Below are 19,895 nucleotides of genomic sequence, written 5' to 3'. Positions count from 1 at the left end.
AAATATTTGATTAAATATGATAAATCTTGCTGCTAGTCCCTTTGCTACTTGCACCTAAGAAATAAATGAACGGAGATGTCACAGTTTCTGGTGCTGGAAATTCATTGGGGTTGATGCCAGGATAATTATGAGTGCGCAAGTCTGTGCGTACTATGCCTGGGTGTACTCCATTAACGCGAATCTTTTGGTCGCCGTCTAATTCATCCGCTAAAATTTTTAGCAAGCCGACCTGGCCGTACTTGCTAACACCATAAGCACCCCAATAAGCCTTATTGGTTTCATCTATGGTAAATAATATAGAAGGGTCTTTGGAATTTTTCAATAAAGGTATACATGCACGTGAAAGTAAGAATGGTGCATGTAAGTGTAAAGTAATAAGCTTTGACCAGGTTTCTAATTCTATGTTTTGTAAAGGCGTTAAACCGCCTACGCGGCCAGCATTGTGAAGTAGACCATCTAGCCTTCCATATTCTTTATCAATAGATTCAGCGATTATTTGAAAATCATCTGCGACTGCTGCCTCTAAATCTATGTTCAAAATTGCTGGTTGAGGAGCATTGAGAGCAATAATTTCATCATAGGTACTTTCAAGTCTTTTTAGATCTTTAGCGACAAGTAAAATAGTTGCACCAAGTCGCGCACACTCTAAGGCGACAGCTTTGCCTATACCTCGGCTAGCTCCAGTAATTAAAATAATTCGATCTTGTAAATATTCTTGGGGAGGTTGGAAGTCCTTTAAGTTTTTATCCATGTTTGTCTTGTTGTATTGTTGGAATATCGCGAGCTTTCTTTTCTATCTCATCAATTAATGGCAATTCTTCTTTGCCTTGTATGCCAAGTTCAGTGAATTTGCGAGCGCCAGGTAATACTTGGCGTTCTAAAGAGCCAATGGCTTTGTTGTAGTTGCTGACACTATCATCTAGATTTTTTCCGACTTTTTGTAAATGAGAACAGAAGGTATATAAACGTTTGTAAAGATCCTGCGCTAAGTCTCTTACTTGTTCTGCATTTTCAGATATTGATGCTTGTTGCCATCCATAAGCAACTGATCGAAGTAATGCAACTAATGTGGTTGGTGTCGCTAAAATCACACGATTAGCAAATGCATCCTCAAGTAATTTGTCATCATGATCTAAAGCGCTTGTTAAAAATTGTTCTCCAGGAATAAATAATATAACAAAGTCAGGCGATTGCTTGAATTGAGACCAATAGGCTTTACTTGCTAACTCTTTCATGCGTTCGCGTACTTTGCGAGCATGATGTTTGAGATGAGTTTCTTGTTCTTGTTGGGAGTTAGATTGCACTGCACTTAAATACGCGTCTAGAGGCGTTTTTGCATCAACAATTAGTTCGCGTTTTTCTGGCATTCGTACAATCATGTCGGGGCGCATATTTTTACCATCATCTACTTCTGTGTGCGCTTGTTCTTCAAAGTCACAATGATTAACCATACCCGCTAATTCGGCTAAACGTTTGAGAGTTAGTTCACCCCATTGCCCACGCACTTCTGGTCTTCGTAAAGCGCGCACAAGTTGTTCGGTTTCTGATTGCAAGCCATGTTGTGCTTCGGTGACATGTTTTAGTTGTGTTGTGATTGAGCCAAATGCTTCTTTACGTTCTTTTTCTATTGTTGAGATTTGTTGTTCAGTTTTTTTCAAAGCATCTGCCATTGGCTTAAGCATGGTTTCAATTGATTTTTCTTTTTCACTTAAGTTCGCTTGTGCACGTGATTCGAATAAACCTAATTTTTGCTGAGCGAGTTGTAGAAATGATTCGTTATTTGAATCCAATGCATGTTTGGATAATGCGCTGAAACTTTCTTTTAATTGTTCTCGTGATTCGTTAAGCGCAGCAATCTTCTCAATATTTTGAGCTTGCTCAACTTGCAATCTGGTATAAATGGCATTATTTTTTTCATGAAGAGCATGAATATTTTTATCCATACGTGCACGTGTAACAAGATAAGCAATCAGAGCGCCTAATAATGCGGCTATTCCTATTGCAACACCTAGTTGCCAACTTAGCTCAAGTTCCCATTTCATTGATCGGAGTGCTTAATTGTATGTGGGTTAATAATTCTAATGGATTATTGATGGTAAAGTCGGCCCCCCATTGATCTGTATCAATGTCTGGTTCTATATAGCCATAGCGTGCAACGCAAGTATACATGCCTGCGGCATTGCCCGCATAAATGTCACGTGGGTCATCGCCTAGGTAAATAGTATGATGTGGTGATAATTGAATAGTCTTGCTGGCAAGCAGTAATGGGTCCGGGTGTGGTTTGCGCACTTTAAGTGTATCGCCGCAAACAATGCAGGCTGGTTGATGTGGTAAAGATAGTTTATTTAGTAATGATTTGGTTAAATCACCGGGTTTATTTGTGACAATTCCCCATGGAATGTCATTTTCTTCTATCGTTTCCAGCAACTCTTTCATTCCGTTGAATAATTTACTATCTACGCAAACACATTGCGCATAGTGCTGGAGAAATTCTTGTCTTAGTTTTTCGAATTGAATGTCATCAGTAACTTCTGGAAAGCCATAACGTGTTAACGCTACACTCCCTTGCGAAGCAAGGTTTCTAAGTTTTTCAAAATCGACGCTAGCTCGATCATAATGTTCCAATAAATTATTAAGCGCTGATATTAAGTCTGGGGCGGTATCTAATAATGTTCCATCTAAATCAAATAGAACGGCATGGATGGGTGTTATTGCATTACTCAATGTTCTGACTTCTTGGTATGTAGCATGTAGTTAACGCTAACGTCACGGCCTAACCAATAGTGTTTGGTGATGGGATTATAGCTCATGCCGATGAGTTCTTGAGGTAAAAGTCTATTATTGCGACACCATCGATCGAGTTCAGAGGGACGAATGAACTTTTGATATTCATGAGTACCTTTTGGTAATAAATTTAGAATGTATTCAGCACCAACGATGGCAAATAAATATGATTTCGGATTTCGATTTAGCGTGGAAAAGAATACGTGACCACCAGGTTTAGCTAATTGAGTACATGCTGCAATAATGCTTTCAGGATCAGGTACATGTTCTAGCATTTCTAAACAGGTAACAACATCATATGACTCTGGTTCGCGCTGGGCAATATCTTCCGCGGAAATCATTTCATAACTGATATCTATATTGCTTTCTTTGGCATGTAGCTGCGCAACTGAGAGAGGTGTTTTGCCTAGATCGATGCCTCGCACGTTAGCGCCTTTTGCGGCCATACTTTCCGATAAAATGCCACCACCGCAGCCAACGTCCAACACTTTTTTACCTGATAAGTTAACACGCTCATCTATAAAATTTAGTCGTAATGGGTTGATATCATGCAGTGGTTTGAATTCGCTGTCTTTGTCCCACCAGCGACAAGCGAGCTCTTCAAATTTTGCGATTTCTTCTGGGTCGAAATTGTCTGACGTGGTCATGTAAATAAATTTAGTTAAGTGTGAGAAATTTTTTGTACCCACTGCTCAGTTTTAGCAATGATATCGTCTTCGCTGACTGTGGTAAGTGTTCGGTCACGTAATAATTGGCGACCTGATACGAATACGTCTGAAACACGACCACCGTTGGTGCTATATGCTAGGTGACTATGAACGTCAAATAAAGGATGAGCTTCTACATGCTCACAGCTAATAGCAATGATGTCTGCTGCTTTCCCCTTTTCTATAGAACCAATTTCATCTTCAAGGCCTAGTGCCTTAGCAGCATCAATTGTGGCAGCACGAATAGCTTGTTTTGAAGAAAAAGCTGTTGCCTCTTCGCTGAATCCCTTAGCTATTAACGCCGCTGAACGAATTTCAGAAAACATATCTAAATCATCATTACTTGCGCAGCTATCAGTGCCTATAATTACACGAGCATTATTGGTTAGTAATTTATGTGTCGGACAAAAGCCGCTGGCGAGTTTCATGTTGGACTCAGGGCAGTGAATAATAGTCACGCCTGCATCTGATACCTGCTGTATCTCTTGCTCGTCAAGTTGAGTCATGTGAACTGCGAGTAGGTTTGGATTGACGAGCCCAAGCTTGTCTAGTCGCGCGAGCGGGCGCATGCCAAACTCTTTGATACTTGTTTCAATCTCTGATTTTGTTTCATGAATATGCATATGGATTGGTAAATCTAACTCGTTAGCATAACTGTTAATTTTTGTGAGAGTTGCATCTGAAACTGTGTAGGGAGCATGAGGGGCAAATACATTGGTGATTAAAGGGTCAGCTTTATAGTCATCGTAAAGTGATAGACCTTTTGATATGTATTCATCGGGCGAAGCAGCATATGCAGTAGGAAATTCTAGTGCAATCATGCCTATTACAGCTCTTATTCCGATAGTTGATGCAACGCGTGCTGTCACGTGTGGAAAGAAATACATATCATTGAAGCACGTAGTGCCACTGCGCAACATTTCTGCAATGGCTAATTCACTGCCATCATGAACAAAGCTTTCATCTGCCCATTTTTGTTCGATTGGCCATATGTGGTTTTGTAACCATTCCATTAAAGAGATGTCACTGGCAATGCCGCGTAAAAGAGACATCGCCGCATGGGTATGGGCATTAACCAGGCCGGGCATTAAAATATGATTGTCATATTCAATGTGTGAATTTGCACTAAAGTTCTCAAGTGCCTTTTGCGTTGGCAGAATATCGGCAATGCGCCCATTATCAATCGCAATAGAGTGATTTTCGAGTATAGAGTCTTCTGTATCCACTGGCACAACATGGCGAGCAGATAAAAGTGTTTGAATGGTGCGCATATGATTAAACTTACCTTTCTAGCCTGCTTAGGACAAGTAAAAACCTTGAATTGAATAATATGGATAAATCTTTACCTAATAGAGCCATTGAATGGCGAGATCGACAACTAATATTATTAGATCAGCGTTTGTTGCCCAGTACAGTTGAGTTTTTGCATATCAATAGTGTGCCTGCAACATTTGACGCAATTAAAGATATGGTTGTGCGTGGTGCGCCCGCCATTGGCGTTACCGCTGCTTATGGTGTGGTTTTGTCTGCACTAAAGCATCAATCGCTTGATGAATATAACGCTAGGCAAAATATACAAATGGATATGGTCACGCTGGCTAAAGCGCGCCCAACTGCAGTGAATTTGGCTTGGGCTTTGCAGCGTATGCAGACTTGTTTGCATGCTCATAGAAATGATTGGTTAGCTTCTTTAGAAAGAGAAGCGATTACAATTCATAAAGAAGATATTGCCGCTAATAAAACCATGGGTGAATTAGGGGCGAGTTATATCGATACGAATAGCAAAGTAATGACTCATTGTAATGCAGGTGCTCTTGCCACTGGTGGCTATGGTACTGCACTAGGCGTGATTCGTTCGGCGTTTACACAGGGAAAATTACAAACAGTATTCGCAAATGAGACTCGACCTTGGTTTCAAGGCTCACGCTTGACGGCTTGGGAATTGGAACAAGAAAATATCCCTGTAAATTTAATTTGTGATTCGGCCGCAGCTAGCGCACTACGTGCGCATAATATTAATTGGATTATTGTTGGTGCTGATCGTATTGCTGCAAATGGCGATGTGGCTAATAAGATTGGTACTTATGGGTTGGCGGTATTAGCTAAACATCTGGGGAAAAAATTCATGGTGGTAGCGCCTACCAGCACTATTGATCTGGGCTCAACGTGCGGTGAAGACATTAAGATAGAGGAGCGCGAAAGCCATGAAGTGACTCATGTAGGTAAAAAAATCATAGCTACAGAGGCGGCTGATGTGTGGAATCCTGTATTTGATGTGACCCCAGCAGAGCTTATCGATGTACTCATTACAGAGCGTGGTGCAGTAGAGAAACCGAGTGTCTCCAAGATCGCTCAATTATTCGCCAACAAGGGCGTTTAATAAGCACAAAATTATATCTAAAAAACGGTAGAATGCATGTAGCGCAGCCTTATTTAGCCATTTTTCGTTTTTATACTTTTACTCTTCTGGGGGAAAGGTATGGTATAATTTCTGGTTCATAAACGAACTAAATCCCTCTGCGCTGATTAATGGCTTCAATAGCAAAAGAAATATCTACAGTTAATCTAGAAGACGAAATGCGCAAGTCCTATCTGGACTATGCGATGAGTGTCATTGTCGGACGTGCTTTACCTGATGTAAGGGATGGTTTGAAACCAGTGCATCGACGTGCATTATTTGCCATGCACGAATTGGGCAACGAATGGAATAAACCGTATAAAAAATCTGCGCGCGTTGTCGGTGACGTGATTGGTAAATATCACCCACACGGTGACACCGCTGTTTATGACACTATCGTTAGAATGGCGCAAGATTTCTCGATGCGCTACTTATTAGTTGATGGCCAGGGTAACTTTGGTTCAGTTGATGGCGATTCGCCAGCTGCGATGAGATACACCGAAGTGCGCATGTCTAAGATCGCGCATGAGGTGTTATCAGACCTTGATAAAGACACGGTCGATTTTATTCCCAATTATGATGAAACAGAAAAAGAACCTTCCGTTCTTCCTTCTCGCATCCCAAATTTATTGATTAATGGTTCCTCCGGCATTGCTGTCGGTATGGCCACTAATATTCCACCACATAACTTATCTGAGATTGTTAATGCATGCATCGCCATGATTGAGAATCCAGAATTATCTGTGATGGATATTATGGAGTTAGTCCCCGGGCCAGACTTTCCTACCTCGGCCATTATTAATGGTAAGAAAGGAATTGTTGATGCTTATCAAACTGGACGAGGAAAGATTTATTTGCGTGCGCGCAGTCATATAGAAACTGATGAAAAGACTAGTCGCGAAACTATTGTTGTTACAGAACTTCCTTACCAGGTAAACAAAGCACGTTTAATTGAAAAAATTGCTGACTTGGTTAAAGAGAAGCGATTAGAAGGGATATCTCCAGGTGGTTTACGTGATGAGTCTGATAAAGATGGCATGCGTATAGTGATTGAACTGCGTCGTGGCGAAGTTAGTGAGGTGATATTAAATAATTTGTATCAACATACACAAATGCAGAGTGTGTTTGGTATCAATATGGTGGCACTAGTTGATGGGCAGCCACGTTTATTAAATATTAAGCAAATCTTGCAAGCGTTCTTGCGTCATCGCCGTGAAGTAGTTACTCGACGGACCATGTTTGAGTTACGTAAAGCCCGTGATAAAGCACATATATTAGAGGGTCAAGCTGTAGCGTTGGCTAATATCGATGAAGTTATAGCTTTAATTAAATCATCAAATACGCCATCAGATGCTAAAACAGCTCTAGTTGGTCAAGGCTGGATGCCTGGAGCAGTAACAGACATGTTAGAGCGGTCCGGTGCAAAAGCATCTCGTCCAGATGGGTTAGCGGCGCAGTGTGGCTTAAGAGATGGCAAATACTATTTATCCGAAGTGCAGGCGCAAGCAATTCTAGATTTACGATTACATCGATTAACGGGCCTTGAACAAGAGAAAATTGTCAAAGATTTTAGTGAGCTTCTAGAGCTAATCGCGGATCTTTTAGCAATTTTAGAGAGTCCTGATCGTTTGATGGAAGTGATTCGTGGAGAGCTAGATGAAATTAAAGAGAAATATGGTGATGAGCGTAAAACAGAAATCACCACAACAAAAGTAGATCTCACAATTGAAGACCTTATTCAGGAAGAAGAAGTGGTGGTGACTTTGTCGCATGCGGGTTATGCCAAGGCTCAACCATTGGATGTTTATCAAGCGCAAAGACGCGGTGGACGCGGAAAAGCGGCAACATCGGTAAAAGAAGAAGATTTTGTTGATAATTTATTTGTGGCAAACACGCACGACACAATTTTGTGTTTCTCAAGTCTAGGTAAAGTCTATTGGTTAAAAGTTTACGAACTACCTCAGTCTGGAAGAACTTCTCGAGGTAAACCAATTGTTAACTTATTGCCTTTACAGGAAGATGAGAGAATAAATGCTATCTTGCCGGTCAAAGATTTTTCTCAAGATGCTTATGTTTTCATGGCGACTAGTCATGGCACGGTGAAGAAAACCGCGCTTAAGGATTTTTCACGTCCAAGGGCAAGTGGCATAATTGCATTAGAGTTACGCGAAAATGATCATTTAATTGGTGTGGAAGTTACAACCAGTGATCATGACATTATTCTTGTTGCAAGTACTGGTAAATCTGTACGCTTCCATGAAAATGATGTGCGTCCAATGGGTAGAACTGCCACAGGAGTTCGTGGAATAAAAATTTCCGAACAAGATAGATTGATATCTCTAATATCTATTCAACCAGATGAGGCGCAGTTGCAAGTACTGATTGGAACTCAGCATGGATTTGGTAAGCGTACACCGGTCAAAGATTTCCCTGTACAAAAGCGTGGTGGTCAAGGTGTTATAGCTATTCAGACATCTGGTCGAAATGGTGAAGTGGTGGGCGCTGTATTGGTATCTGATCAAGATGAAACTATGTTAATTACAGATCGTGGAACTTTGGTGCGCACTCAGGTTAAAGATATCTCATCAATGGGGCGTAACACGCAAGGTGTAACGCTAATTAGGCTGAGTGAAGGAGAGCAGCTGACCGAGATTGAAGCAGTGCAAACACTGTCTGATATTAGTGAAGATGACGATAAGCAAGAAACAGAAAATTAGTTAATATGATCATAGCTGTCAGTGGAAAATAGTAAGCATTATTTTGGCGCTGGTCCGGCAGCGCTTCCGCCAGAAGTAAAACAAAAAATTCAACAAAGCATTCAATTGTATGCTGGTACAGGTGTTTCTATATTAGAGCTGAGTCATCGCTCCGAGCAATTTTTATCAATCATTAATAGTGCGCAAATCTTATTGCGTGCTTTATATTCTGCGCCAGAAAATTACAAAATCATTTTTATGCCAGGTGGAGCAAGCATGCAATTTGATGCTGTTGCGTTAAATCTAGCTGGCGATGCAAAGTTCTCAAGTTATTTGGATACAGGTTTTTGGTCACGCAAGTCTGCCAAACTTGCTAGTAAATATGTGGACGTAAGATTTATCGAGGGTTTGAACAAAGGTAGCGATAAAATTTGTTGTATCAAGCCTGAAGACTATGATGTTGATGAGGGTTCAGCATTTTTACATGTCACACCTAATGAAACAATAAATGGCGTTGAGTTCGTTGATGTGAAAAAAACTAATGTCCCGGTGGTGGCTGATTTAACCTCTTGTATGTTAATGCAAGATATTGATATTTCTAATTATGGTGTTGTATACGCTGGTACGCAAAAGTCATTAGGTATTGCAGGTCTTAGTGTTGTCATTATTCGCGATGATTTGCTTGATCGGGTATCCGATTTAACACCTGATTTGTTGCGCTATGATCTGCATGTAAAAGAAAACTCAATCATTAATACATGTCCTGTGTTTGCCTGTTATGTCGCGCAGTTAATGTTGGAGTGGGTAACGGACAATGGTGGCATTAAAGCAATGGTAGAAAAAGCTAGATTGCGTTCTGAGTTATTATATCGAGCGATTGATTCAAATCCGAAATTAATTAATAACGTATGTGTAGATAATCGTTCAGTAATCAATGTGGCATTCAATTCACCTGACAAACAAGTGATTGACGATTTGCTAGCAAAAGCTAATCAGCAAGGTTTAATTGGATTGCAAGGGCATAGGTTTTCTGGTGGTGTGCGAGCAAGTATGTACAATGGCACTCCAATTAGCGCAGTAAAAAAATTAGCTGAATTGATTGAAGTAGCGTAGCCCGCTTGGTTGAAGAATAATGCCAGGCTAGATTATTGAATAGAATAGTAGTCTTTGTACCAGCTAACAAAATTTGCAATACCATCTTCCACTTTTGTTTGTGGTTTGTAGTCTACGTCTTCCACTAGCGCTTCAACATCTGCGTAAGTATCTGGTACATCACCCATCTGTAACGGCAAAAGATTTTGTATGGCTTTTTTTCCAAGGCAGTCTTCTAAAACCGCAATGTAGTGTTTTAGTTCAACCGGCTGGTTGTTACCAATATTATACAGTTTATAAGGGGCTTTACTCGTTGCAGGGTCAGGGTTGTCACCCGACCAGCTCTCATTGGCACTTGGCACTTTGTCTAATGTTCGAATAACACCTTCAACGATATCGTCAATGTAAGTAAAGTCACGACGATGGTTGCCATAGTTGAATACATCAATCGGTTTTCCGGCAATAATATTTTTAGTAAACATGAATAGTGCCATGTCAGGGCGACCCCAGGGACCATAGACGGTAAAGAAGCGTAAACCGGTTGTTGGTATTTGGAATAAATGTGAATAAGTATGCGCCATTAACTCATTAGATTTCTTGGTAGCAGCGTATAAACTAACAGGGTGGTCAACGTTGTTATGTACAGAAAAAGGCATATTTGTATTGGCGCCATATACTGAGCTACTAGATGCGTAGACAAGATGCTTTACTTCATTGTGACGACATGCTTCAAGAATATTGGTGAAACCCATAATATTTGTGTCGATGTAAGCATATGGATTTTCGAGTGAATATCTTACACCTGCTTGAGCGGCTAGATTAACAACGCGATCAGGCTTATGAGTCTTGAAAAGATCGGCAACAGCATCGCGATCTTCTAAGTTAATGCGTGCTTCTGTGAAATTTGCGTGGTCTATGATTTTAGCCAGGCGTGCTTCTTTTAACGTGACATCATAATAATCATTTAGGTTATCTATACCGATAACTTCATCGCCCCTTTCAAGTAAACGCTGAGAGAGGTTGTTACCAATAAAACCTGCTGATCCAGTGACAAGTACTTTCATTTTGATATTTATTTATGTTTGATTAAAGACGTGCATCTACATCTTGTTTCGGGAAGATGTGTTTTACGTCAAATAAAATGTGTTGTTGTTTGCCTAATGCACGAATTGCATCGACTCCCATTTTGATGAACTCTTTATGTGAAACCGCAACAATGATCGCGTCATAAGTGCCCGCCTTGAGTTCTGATAATGGTGTTATTCCATATTCATGTTTTGCTTCTTCGGCATTTACCCAGGGATCGTATACGTCGACGTTGGCGTGGTAGCTGTCAAATTCTTCAACAATATCAATTACGCGAGTGTTACGTACGTCAGGACAGTTTTCTTTAAAAGTAAAACCTAAAATTAATATTTTAGAATCTACTGCATGAATTTTATTGCGCGTCATTTGTTTGACTACGCATTCTGCAACATAAGGGCCCATGCCATCGTTAATGCGACGGCCCGATAAAATCATTTCAGGATTGTAACCAATAGCTTGCGCTTTGTGAGTCAAGTAGTAAGGGTCAACGCCTATACAGTGGCCACCAACTAGACCTGGACGGAAAGGTAAAAAGTTCCATTTAGTACCAGCCGCTTCTAAGACTTCAATCGTATCAATGTCCATGCGATTAAAAATAAGTGCCAGCTCATTGATTAGTGCAATGTTTACATCTCTTTGTGTATTTTCGATGACTTTCGCTGCCTCGGCAACTTTAATGCTACTAGCTAAGAATGTGCCTGCAGTGATAATTGACGCATAGACTTCATTAATAAGTTTCGCTATTTCTGGGGTAGAACCTGATGTCACCTTCTTGATAGTAGGTAATCTGTGCTCTTTGTCACCCGGGTTAATTCGTTCAGGGCTATATCCAACATAAAAGTCTTTATTGAAGGTTAAGCCTGACTCTTTTTCAATAATGGGCACGCATACTTCTTCAGTTGCACCGGGATAAACGGTTGATTCAAATACAACAATGTCATCTTTTGAGATGACTTTGCCAAGTGTCGATGAGGCTTTTTCTAAAGGCGTTAGGTCCGGTTGCTTGTGTTCATCAATAGGTGTGGGGACAGTCACAATATAGAAGTTGCAGTCACGCATATCATCTATATTAGACGTAAAGCTTAATTGTTTGGCAGATGCAAGTTCATCAGAATCAGTTTCTAGCGTTCGATCGTTGCCATTGCGCAATTCTTCGATGCGGTGTTGGTTGATGTCGAAGCCTAAGGTGTTAATTTTTCTACCAAACTCCACTGCGAGAGGTAAACCTACATAACCCAGGCCGATGACACCGATATGTATATTGTCTATTGAATGCATTAAAAATGACTCTTAATTTTGATTGATTAAAATTTGATGTGCACTTTAGTTCAAACGTGCGTACGCATCTATGAACCCGTTGGCAACTTCGGAAATATATCACAGATGATTTGTAAACTTCTGTTATAGCGAAAGTTAGAACCAATTCACAAATAATACGGAGGTTTTTAACAGACAATAGGCTTCATCTTAATTAAGTGATGATTTTCGCGGACAAATGAAAATTTATTCGTAGACTGGCTGCTCTTGAATGAGCACCACAACAAAAATAATAGAGTAAGAGAGGCCTTAGTTGTCATCTATTAAAGTATTCAATCACCATATTAGCTTTCCTGTAGCACTACTTATTATAGTTGAGGCGTTGATTTGCTATCTAAGTCTATTCGCAGCATCAACGATACGATTCTACAATGATGGTGGAATTCAATACGCAAAAGGTGAATTGTTATCTATTCAAGCAAGTAGTGTGTTAGTTGCGGTATTAGTGGTGATTGTTATGTTGGCGATGGGCTTGTATCAAGCGCAGCGCCGAGAAGTGATATGGAATGTTCTTAATCGTATCACTACAGCATTTATTGTCGCATCCTTAGTGCTATCTATAATCTTTTTCATGTTTCCCGACATGTATTTTGGTCGTGGATTATTTGTGCTAACACTGTTTATATCATTCATTGGTATTGTCTTTGCGCGAGTAATTTTTGAATCATGGGTAGATAAGCACACACTTAATAGAAGAGTTCTAGTCTTGGGTGTCGGCGAGAATGCTAAGTGGGTGAATAACTTGCGTCGACGCGCTGATCAGCGGGGAATTTCGATTGTTGGTTTTTATGGTGCTGAATCTGAAGAAATAAGTGTTGATGAAGATCGCGTGATATCTACAAATCAAAGTCTGGATGAGTATGTTCTAGATAATGGTGTAGAGGAAATAGTTGTTGCCATGGGTGAGCGTCGACAAAAATTCCCAGCAAAAGAACTTATTAATTGTCGTTTGAGTGGTGTTGATGTAATTGAGTTGCCTACCTTTTTAGAGAGGCAAATGTCGCGCGTTTATGTGGAGTTGCTTGATCCCAGTTGGATTATATTTTCTGATGGATTTCGTCAGAACACACTGAAGTCTATAAGTACCAGAGCATTTGATGTCCTTGCTAGCTTGCTGATGCTAATTTTAACAATGCCGTTGTTGATTGGTGGTGCATTAGCAATATTGATAGAAAGCAAGGGTAAGGGCACTTTGTTTTATAAGCAGAATCGTGTTGGACAAGGCAATAAAAATTTTGAATTGCTCAAGTTTAGAAGCATGTGTGAAAACGCTGAGGCTGGTACTGGTGCTAAGTGGGCAAGCGCAAATGACTCGCGTATTACACGTGTTGGAAAGGTTCTCAGGAAATATCGTATTGATGAGCTACCTCAACTAATCAATATCTTAAAAGGCGAGATGAGTTTAGTTGGGCCAAGACCTGAGCGGCCTGAATTTGTTAATCAATTATCCGAGAAAATTCCTTTTTATAGTGAACGACATAGGGTGAAACCAGGTTTAGCGGGTTGGGCGCAGATGCGATACCCCTATGGAAGCACAGAGAATGACGCTATTGAGAAGTTAAAGTATGACCTGTACTACGTTAAAAATAGCAGTTTGATATTTAATTTGGCAATTTTAATTCAAACTGCAGAAATTGTTCTTTGGGGTAAAGGCGCGCGCTAAGTTAGTAACAAAGGTTACGATTTCAGGCGGCCAACTAATTAGAAAATGTGAATTACTTGGCAATTTCTAGCATCAATGAAATGCCTGACGAAGATGAGCAGTTTTATTTAGAGGATCAATGGAAATTTGTGTCCATTATCTCAGTAATGGTTTGTTGGTTTGGGTCTAATACACAAACTAATAGAAAACAGAGAGATACGCAGGTCACATATTTACTGTCTATTTTCTTTTAGTTAATGCTAATTGGATAGAAGTCACAACATAAACAAGTAGTTAATTACTACAATTTTGGAAAGATATAGTTAACTTGGAGACACACATGAAAATTCGATGGAACAGTAGTGCAATTATTTCGCTTTTATTTGCTGGGTTACTAGTTAGTGGCTGTTCGTCAGCACCGACAGCATCAACCATAGAGCTTGCTGATGAAGCAATGACTCCTGCAGAAGATTATCGAATTGGTCCGGGTGATGAGTTAGAAGTATTTGTTTGGGAGCATGCAGACTTGTCGGTTAATGTGCCTGTTCGTCCAGACGGTAAGATATCAACGCCATTGGTTGAAGATCTGAAAGCAGAAGGTAAAACTCCTTCAGAATTATCTGATGACTTGGAGAAAGCGCTTTCTGAATTTGTTCGAGCGCCTGTCGTCAGCGTTATTGTTCAAGAATTTAGAGGTCAATTCAGCAATCAGATTAGAGTAGTTGGCCAAGCAGAAAAACCTCAAGCTTTATCATATCGAGAAGGTATTACGTTGTTAGATGTGATGATTGAAGTTGGTGGTTTAACACAATTTGCAGCAGGTAATAAGTCTAAAATTGTGCGTAGAGACGGTACTACACAATCAGAAATGCCTGTGAGGCTTTCTGACTTAATGAAGAAGGGGAAAATCAACAACAATGTCGCAATGCGACCAGGTGATGTGCTGATTATTCCTGAGTCAGTATTTTAAAAGCGATTTTCAGTACTTGGCTAACAATCAAATATAAAAATTACTTAAAAAGTAGAGTCAAAGCTTATGTTTAATTTAATATCTCAAATTGAAACTTTCTTGCGCGGCATGTGGCGCTTCAACTGGTGGGCAGTTGGATTATCATGGTTAGTATTTGTTGTTGGCACAATTTTGGTTTTTTGGTTGCCGAATCAGTATCAGTCAAGTGCAAGTTTCTACGTAAAAGATAATTCTGTACTCGAGCCAATTCTTAAGGGGATTACAGTACAGTCAAACGTAGAGAAGCATGCTTATGTCTTAAGTGAGGCAATCAAATCTCGATCTATCATGGAAGAGCTGATTTTAGAATCTGGTTTGAGTGAACGATTAAAAGATGAAGATGATATGCAGGACATGGTTGGTTATCTTCAGAAAAACATCAAGATTACAACAGAGCGTTCAACACTTTACGATGTAGAGTTTATTTACGACGATCCACAAATTGCATTTGAAGTTGTTGATATACTGCTAAATCAGTTCTTGAATAAAGTTTTGTCTGGAAAATTATCTGATGCACGTGTCGCTGAGGTTTTCTTAGAAAAACAGATCGCTGAATATGAGCATCGTCTTACTTCAGCGGAAAACAAGTTGGCTGACTTTAAGAAAGAACATATTGAGCAAATGCCAGCGAATAATAGAGACTATGTGTTTTCTTTGCAGGAAGCGCAAACAGAGTTGGCAGCAGCAAGCGTCCAATTACAAATTTCTCTTGAGAAGCGTAATGAGCTTAGACGTCAACTTAGTGGTGATATCCCGTCTGTTGGTTTGGTTGGATTTAATTCTCCAACACAGGCGATAACAAGTCCTCTTACCAGTCAAATAGAGGCTGTGCGTAATCAGCTTAATCAGGATTTACTTAAATATACTGAGAATCATCCAAAGGTATTAGCAAGTCTAGCGACGATAGAAAGTCTTGAGAAGCAGCTATTTGAGGAAAAAAGGTCGCCTACGAAAGCATCTACTTCTTCTAATACAGCGCGTTTGAATGCTGCAAATCCAGTTTATCAATCAGCACAAATTGGTTTAAGACGGGCTGAAACTGAGGTGGCAACAAATCGTGCAATTGTAAATGAGCATAGACGTCAAGTTGCAATGCTCAGAGACTCGCTCGATGGTGTGTCCGAAGTTGAAGCGGAGTTGTCAAAGCTGAATCGTGACTACGATATTACTAAGACACAATTTTTAGAATTGACACGTCGTTTAGAGCTAGCGCGTCTATCTCAAGAAGCTGAGAGAGATAATGAGAGCATTAAGTTCCAGATTATTGATCCGCCGATAGTACCAAAAGCTTCAATTGGTCCTAATCGCCCACTATTTATTACGGCTGTATTAATAATATCAATCATTATCGGTGCAGGTTTTGCTCTGTTCTTAGATCAGGCGAAGCCAGTATTTTTAACAACACATCACTTGAATCGTGAAACTAGCTTACCAGTGTATGGTTCGGTAAGCATGAGAGTCTCTGATCAGGGTATGCGTACTGAGAGAACGACCCTAGCGGCATTTGTGTTATTAGTTGTACTGCTACTAGGATTTTATTCGATCTCAATTGTTAAGCACGAAGAAGGGGCATCAATAATCTCTTCATATGTGGACATGTAACGAAAATAATAAAAGCGGGATAACATCGTGAGCATAATTGAAAAAGCAGTAGGGAATCTAAATTCGAATTCATCTGTTGGCATGCAAGTAGGCCGTAAGATGAATGGAGTGAAACGTAAAAAAAGGCATGCTGCTGCACCAAGTTACGATATGGTGGAGATTGACCAAGTAGGCTTAAGGTCGCACGGTATCGATTGGGATAAATCCTCAAGTAGTATGCAAGAGTTTCAGAAAATCAAACGTCCTTTGTTAAACAACATGATAGGTGATGGTTTTCAAACTGAAGGCTCATTTGGCACTAACTTTATAGTGGTGACAAGTGCGGTCCCAGGTGAAGGTAAAACTCATACGTCTCTTAACTTGGCAATGTCGTTGAGTTATGAAAGAGATTACGATGTACTATTTGTTGACGGTGATACAATTAAGCGAGATGCGAGCCTGGTATTGGGGCTAAGTGATCGACCGGGGCTTAATGATTTGTTAAATGATCATAGCGCTTCAATAGATTCTCATATCGTCCAAACTGACGTGAATAAGCTAAAAGTGCTTCCAGCTGGTTCGTTTAATGACAATACCTGTGAATTACTCTCTAGCGAAAGAATGAATATGATTCTTGCTGAGTTGTTAGAGGCAGAAAATCGTATCGTACTATTTGATGCTCCACCAATGTTGGCAACGGTTGAAGCTAGTGTATTAACACGCCTTGCTGGGCAGGTAGTGGTAGTCACAGAGGCTGCAAAAACTTCTCATAAGATGGTTCAATCAGTGCTTGATCAAATAGAAAAAGATAAGCCAGTAGGCATGGTTCTAAATAAGAGTAAGAAGTCTCATGGTGAGGAAACTTACGGTTCATATTACGAAAACTATAGATTGTAGAATTTAATTATATAGATAGTTGACTATGCTTCTAGCTAGTCAATTATCTACGTTTGTCTATCAAATCCAGCCATTTATCGGCATAAAGACAGGCGGAAGCTAGCAGCAGATAAGCAAGTTGATATCGCACTGAAAAATAGTGTGTTTTCTCAAACGAATATATGACTATTGTTTCTTTTACGGTTAATATATACGTCTCTACTTACTTAATTTACTTGCTTACATGATCTTAAAAAGTACTAGTTCGAAACTACCTTTATTAGTTTTTTCTTGTTTTCTGCTAAATTTTACCTCTTTATCATTTGCTGCCTCGTGGAAAATACAACCATCAGTGGAAGCGCGTCTGGGATATTCAGATAATATTGAATTTGATGACAGCGGTGATGAAGATAGTGGATTTATCGGCCAGATTAATCCTGGTGTATCAATTCAAAAAGATGAAGGAAGACTGCTAGTCCAGCTCGATTATTTAATGCAGAATTTTTACTATCTTGATGATAGTGATTTGAGTACAGATCATACTTTAGATGCTATTTCACGTTATGAATTTGTACCTAAAACCTTTTTTCTTAATGGGTATGCAACGGTTACTCAGGTGCTTGTGGATAGCACTGAGCAGATATCTGTTGATAATTTAAACAGTACTGGTAACACCACAGATGAAATTACATTAGGTATTGAGCCTGTGTGGGAGCAAAATTTAGGCACCTATATGAAGGCGAGAGCCGCTTATTTGTATGCAGTTCAAAATTTTGAAGATGAAACAGATGAAGATCAGGTCGGTGGTGATATTGATGATAATGATCGCCATCGGTTTTTAGCCAACTTAGGAAACAGAGATGTTGATAGTGATCGCTTTGACTGGGGCCTTGGGTATAGGAATGAAGAAGTTGAATTTGAAGATGGAGAAGAATTTAAGTTTGTTTCTCAACAAGTTGATGTTGGCTACGACTTAACTTCAAGAATAGAAATTGTTGGTACTTACGGCTATGAAGATAATGATTTCGGAAACATAGTCATCACTGATGAAGATGAAGATGATGTATTCTGGGATGCAGGATTTATATATAGTTTAGGTGAGTTCACCGCGCTAGAAGTCAGGAGAGGAGAACGATTCTTTGGTAATACTTGGGAGTCTAGATTAAATGTGGGCGGACCTAAATTATCTGCCAGTATTAATTATGAAGAAGATACCAGTCTAGAAGTGCTAGATTCTATCGATAGCGATGGATTCAGTAGCCAAGAAAATTTACTGCAAAATGATGTTGATACAAATATAGCGAACGACCGAGATTCCGTTTCAATTACTAAATCATGGGATGCAACTATTACTTACACAGTGAGTAAAAGCACAATTGCAGCAAATGTTACCAATGATGATTTGGAATTTTTGGATTCTGGTGATAGAGAAAAGTCAGAGTCATATGCGCTTGGATGGCTGTGGGATATCTCTGGAGTTAGCTCTTTACTCACCACTGTGGAATGGATAGAAGATGAGTTTTCTGATTTGGGAGTAGAAGAAAAATCCAGTCTATTTGATTTTAGGGTGGTGTATACAAGGAAACTTTCCGCAAAAACTGATTTCGATATCGATTACTCGTACTCGGATGGTAATGAAGATGACATAGACGGTGATGATGACTTTACTTCAAATACTATATCTGTAGGACTTGTGCATAATTTTTAAACTAAAGATGCCTCGATAGGCATTTGTTGAAAGTGAGAATTCGCTCTAGGTGATGCATTTGCTTTTCTGATAATGTTAAGCAAATCCAACACTTACGACCGATTGAGCTTTCCAGTAAAATGAAATTCACTCCCCGACCTGTAGAGCAATCCGACCTGGATTGCAATGTCAATGCGATGACAATTGATGTAGAAGATTACTTCCAAGTCTCTGCATTTAGTGACAATATTTCTGTGCAGGATTGGCCAAATCATCGTTGTCGTGTGGAAAATAACATGGATAGAATTCTTCAGTTGTTTTCAGATAATGATGTCAAAGCAACATTTTTTACTTTAGGTTGGATAGCCGAGAAGTACCCGCAAGTAGTTAAAAACATTGTCTCTAATGGGCATGAATTAGCAAGTCATGGGCGCAACCACAGACGCGTATTTGATCAAACACCTGAGCAATTTACTTCAGATATTCTCTATACAAAGAATCTATTAGAGGATATAGGTGGCGTTGAAATCAAGGGTTATCGTGCAGCAAGTTTTTCAATTGATAATCGAAATCTATGGGCTTACGACTGTTTGTCTCACGCGGGTTATCAATATAGTTCGAGTATATACCCAGTTGAGCATGATCATTATGGAATGCCAGATGCGCCGCGTTTTAGTTTCTTTGCAAATGATGCTGGGTTGGTTGAAGTACCAATTTCTACAGTTCAATGGATGAATAGACTGTGGCCTTCAGGTGGCGGTGGCTATTTCCGATTCTTTCCTTATGCTATTTCTAAACGTTTAATTCGTAATGTAAATCAGAAGGAACGACGCAGTGCTATATTTTATTTGCATCCTTGGGAAATTGATCCTGATCAGCCTAAGCAAGATAACCTGTCGATGAAAACAAAATTTCGACATTATATTAATCTTAAACACACTTATAATCGTCTGGAAAAACTCTCACAAGATTTTCGTTGGGATCGGATGGATCAAGTTTTTTCAATCTGACTCGACATAA

General features: G+C 39.7%; 16 protein-coding genes. 9 read left to right on the top strand and 7 right to left on the bottom strand.

Annotated elements, in window-relative coordinates; all coding sequences use genetic code 11:
* Positions 1-10 precede the first annotated feature (10 nt).
* Genes R8G33_06410 through R8G33_06390 form a run of 5 tightly spaced genes read right to left on the bottom strand, consistent with a single transcriptional unit; the run spans position 11 to position 4,762 of the window.
* The gene (locus R8G33_06410) at positions 11-751 is read right to left on the bottom strand and encodes an SDR family NAD(P)-dependent oxidoreductase (protein ID MDW3095283.1); all 741 of its coding nucleotides are present in this window, start codon (positions 749-751) and stop codon (positions 11-13) included.
* On the bottom strand, positions 744-2,042 hold the full coding sequence (locus tag R8G33_06405; GenBank protein MDW3095282.1) for a DNA recombination protein RmuC: 1,299 nt from the start codon (positions 2,040-2,042) through the stop codon (positions 744-746). The genes R8G33_06410 and R8G33_06405 overlap by 8 nt, the downstream gene beginning before the upstream one ends.
* Positions 2,026-2,724, bottom strand: a complete 699-nt coding sequence (locus R8G33_06400; protein MDW3095281.1) for an HAD-IA family hydrolase — start codon at positions 2,722-2,724, stop codon at positions 2,026-2,028. Before R8G33_06400 ends, R8G33_06405 begins: the two co-directional genes overlap by 17 nt.
* On the bottom strand, positions 2,721-3,431 hold the full coding sequence (ubiG, locus tag R8G33_06395) for a bifunctional 2-polyprenyl-6-hydroxyphenol methylase/3-demethylubiquinol 3-O-methyltransferase UbiG (protein ID MDW3095280.1): 711 nt from the start codon (positions 3,429-3,431) through the stop codon (positions 2,721-2,723). The genes R8G33_06400 and ubiG overlap by 4 nt, the downstream gene beginning before the upstream one ends.
* 14 nt (positions 3,432-3,445) lie before the next feature.
* Positions 3,446-4,762 carry a TRZ/ATZ family hydrolase gene (locus R8G33_06390; GenBank protein ID MDW3095279.1) on the bottom strand — a complete coding sequence of 439 codons (1,317 nt, stop codon included), beginning with the start codon at positions 4,760-4,762 and terminating at the stop codon, positions 3,446-3,448.
* 59 nt (positions 4,763-4,821) lie between these two features.
* Between R8G33_06390 and mtnA the strand changes: the two genes are divergently transcribed.
* The 3 genes from mtnA to serC all read left to right on the top strand — a co-directional run bounded on the left by mtnA (position 4,822) and on the right by serC (position 9,698).
* Entirely contained in the window at positions 4,822-5,871 is a 1,050-nt protein-coding gene (gene mtnA / locus R8G33_06385; GenBank protein ID MDW3095278.1) for an S-methyl-5-thioribose-1-phosphate isomerase, read from the top strand.
* Positions 5,872-6,020: 149 nt separating this feature from the next.
* The gene (gyrA, locus tag R8G33_06380) at positions 6,021-8,606 is read left to right on the top strand and encodes a DNA gyrase subunit A (GenBank protein MDW3095277.1); all 2,586 of its coding nucleotides are present in this window, start codon (positions 6,021-6,023) and stop codon (positions 8,604-8,606) included.
* A gap of 21 nt (positions 8,607-8,627) precedes the next feature.
* Positions 8,628-9,698 (top strand): 3-phosphoserine/phosphohydroxythreonine transaminase, encoded by a 1,071-nt coding sequence (gene serC / locus R8G33_06375; GenBank protein ID MDW3095276.1) that lies wholly within the window; start codon positions 8,628-8,630, stop codon positions 9,696-9,698.
* 32 nt (positions 9,699-9,730) lie between these two features.
* Here serC and R8G33_06370 read toward each other — a convergent pair whose 3' ends face one another.
* A complete protein-coding gene (locus tag R8G33_06370) occupies positions 9,731-10,741 on the bottom strand; it encodes an NAD-dependent epimerase (protein ID MDW3095275.1) in 1,011 nt (336 codons plus the stop codon).
* Positions 10,742-10,763: 22 nt separating this feature from the next.
* Complete coding sequence (tviB, locus tag R8G33_06365; protein MDW3095274.1) at positions 10,764-12,041, bottom strand: Vi polysaccharide biosynthesis UDP-N-acetylglucosamine C-6 dehydrogenase TviB; 1,278 nt, start codon at positions 12,039-12,041, stop codon at positions 10,764-10,766.
* Between the two features lie 292 nt (positions 12,042-12,333).
* On the opposite strand from tviB, the gene R8G33_06360 reads away from it, so the two are divergent.
* The 6 genes from R8G33_06360 (at position 12,334) to R8G33_06335 (ending at position 19,885) form a co-directional block, all read left to right on the top strand.
* Positions 12,334-13,743, top strand: a complete 1,410-nt coding sequence (locus R8G33_06360) for a TIGR03013 family PEP-CTERM/XrtA system glycosyltransferase (GenBank protein ID MDW3095273.1) — start codon at positions 12,334-12,336, stop codon at positions 13,741-13,743.
* 319 nt (positions 13,744-14,062) lie between these two features.
* Positions 14,063-14,692 carry a polysaccharide export protein gene (locus tag R8G33_06355; GenBank protein MDW3095272.1) on the top strand — a complete coding sequence of 210 codons (630 nt, stop codon included), beginning with the start codon at positions 14,063-14,065 and terminating at the stop codon, positions 14,690-14,692.
* A 66-nt stretch (positions 14,693-14,758) separates the two neighbouring features.
* Positions 14,759-16,333, top strand: a complete 1,575-nt coding sequence (locus tag R8G33_06350) for a Wzz/FepE/Etk N-terminal domain-containing protein (GenBank protein ID MDW3095271.1) — start codon at positions 14,759-14,761, stop codon at positions 16,331-16,333.
* Between the two features lie 27 nt (positions 16,334-16,360).
* Entirely contained in the window at positions 16,361-17,209 is an 849-nt protein-coding gene (locus tag R8G33_06345; GenBank protein MDW3095270.1) for an AAA family ATPase, read from the top strand.
* A 223-nt stretch (positions 17,210-17,432) separates the two neighbouring features.
* Positions 17,433-18,896, top strand: coding sequence for a TIGR03016 family PEP-CTERM system-associated outer membrane protein (locus R8G33_06340; protein ID MDW3095269.1), 1,464 nt, complete (start codon positions 17,433-17,435; stop codon positions 18,894-18,896).
* A gap of 119 nt (positions 18,897-19,015) precedes the next feature.
* Positions 19,016-19,885: a DUF3473 domain-containing protein gene (locus R8G33_06335; GenBank protein MDW3095268.1), complete on the top strand. Its 870-nt coding sequence runs from the start codon at positions 19,016-19,018 to the stop codon at positions 19,883-19,885.
* The last annotated feature ends 10 nt before the right edge of the window (positions 19,886-19,895 follow it).

It is taken from the genome of Gammaproteobacteria bacterium (genome assembly GCA_033344735.1).
Classification (GTDB): domain Bacteria; phylum Pseudomonadota; class Gammaproteobacteria; order UBA4575; family UBA4575; genus UBA1858.
This window is presented reverse-complemented; position numbering and strand designations above follow the sequence as displayed.

Excerpts from the sequence above, each read along its gene's own strand:
- R8G33_06410 (MDW3095283.1), bottom strand. The coding sequence starts at position 751 with ATGGATAAAAACTTAAAGGACTTCCAACCTCCCCAAGAATATTTACAA.
- R8G33_06405 (MDW3095282.1), bottom strand. The coding sequence starts at position 2,042 with ATGAAATGGGAACTTGAGCTAAGTTGGCAACTAGGTGTTGCAATAGGA.
- ubiG (MDW3095280.1), bottom strand. The coding sequence starts at position 3,431 with ATGACCACGTCAGACAATTTCGACCCAGAAGAAATCGCAAAATTTGAA.
- R8G33_06390 (MDW3095279.1), bottom strand. The coding sequence starts at position 4,762 with ATGCGCACCATTCAAACACTTTTATCTGCTCGCCATGTTGTGCCAGTG.
- mtnA (MDW3095278.1), top strand. The coding sequence starts at position 4,822 with ATGGATAAATCTTTACCTAATAGAGCCATTGAATGGCGAGATCGACAA.
- gyrA (MDW3095277.1), top strand. The coding sequence starts at position 6,021 with ATGGCTTCAATAGCAAAAGAAATATCTACAGTTAATCTAGAAGACGAA.
- R8G33_06370 (MDW3095275.1), bottom strand. The coding sequence starts at position 10,741 with ATGAAAGTACTTGTCACTGGATCAGCAGGTTTTATTGGTAACAACCTC.
- tviB (MDW3095274.1), bottom strand. The coding sequence starts at position 12,041 with ATGCATTCAATAGACAATATACATATCGGTGTCATCGGCCTGGGTTAT.
- R8G33_06355 (MDW3095272.1), top strand. The coding sequence starts at position 14,063 with ATGAAAATTCGATGGAACAGTAGTGCAATTATTTCGCTTTTATTTGCT.
- R8G33_06350 (MDW3095271.1), top strand. The coding sequence starts at position 14,759 with ATGTTTAATTTAATATCTCAAATTGAAACTTTCTTGCGCGGCATGTGG.
- R8G33_06340 (MDW3095269.1), top strand. The coding sequence starts at position 17,433 with ATGATCTTAAAAAGTACTAGTTCGAAACTACCTTTATTAGTTTTTTCT.
- R8G33_06335 (MDW3095268.1), top strand. The coding sequence starts at position 19,016 with ATGAAATTCACTCCCCGACCTGTAGAGCAATCCGACCTGGATTGCAAT.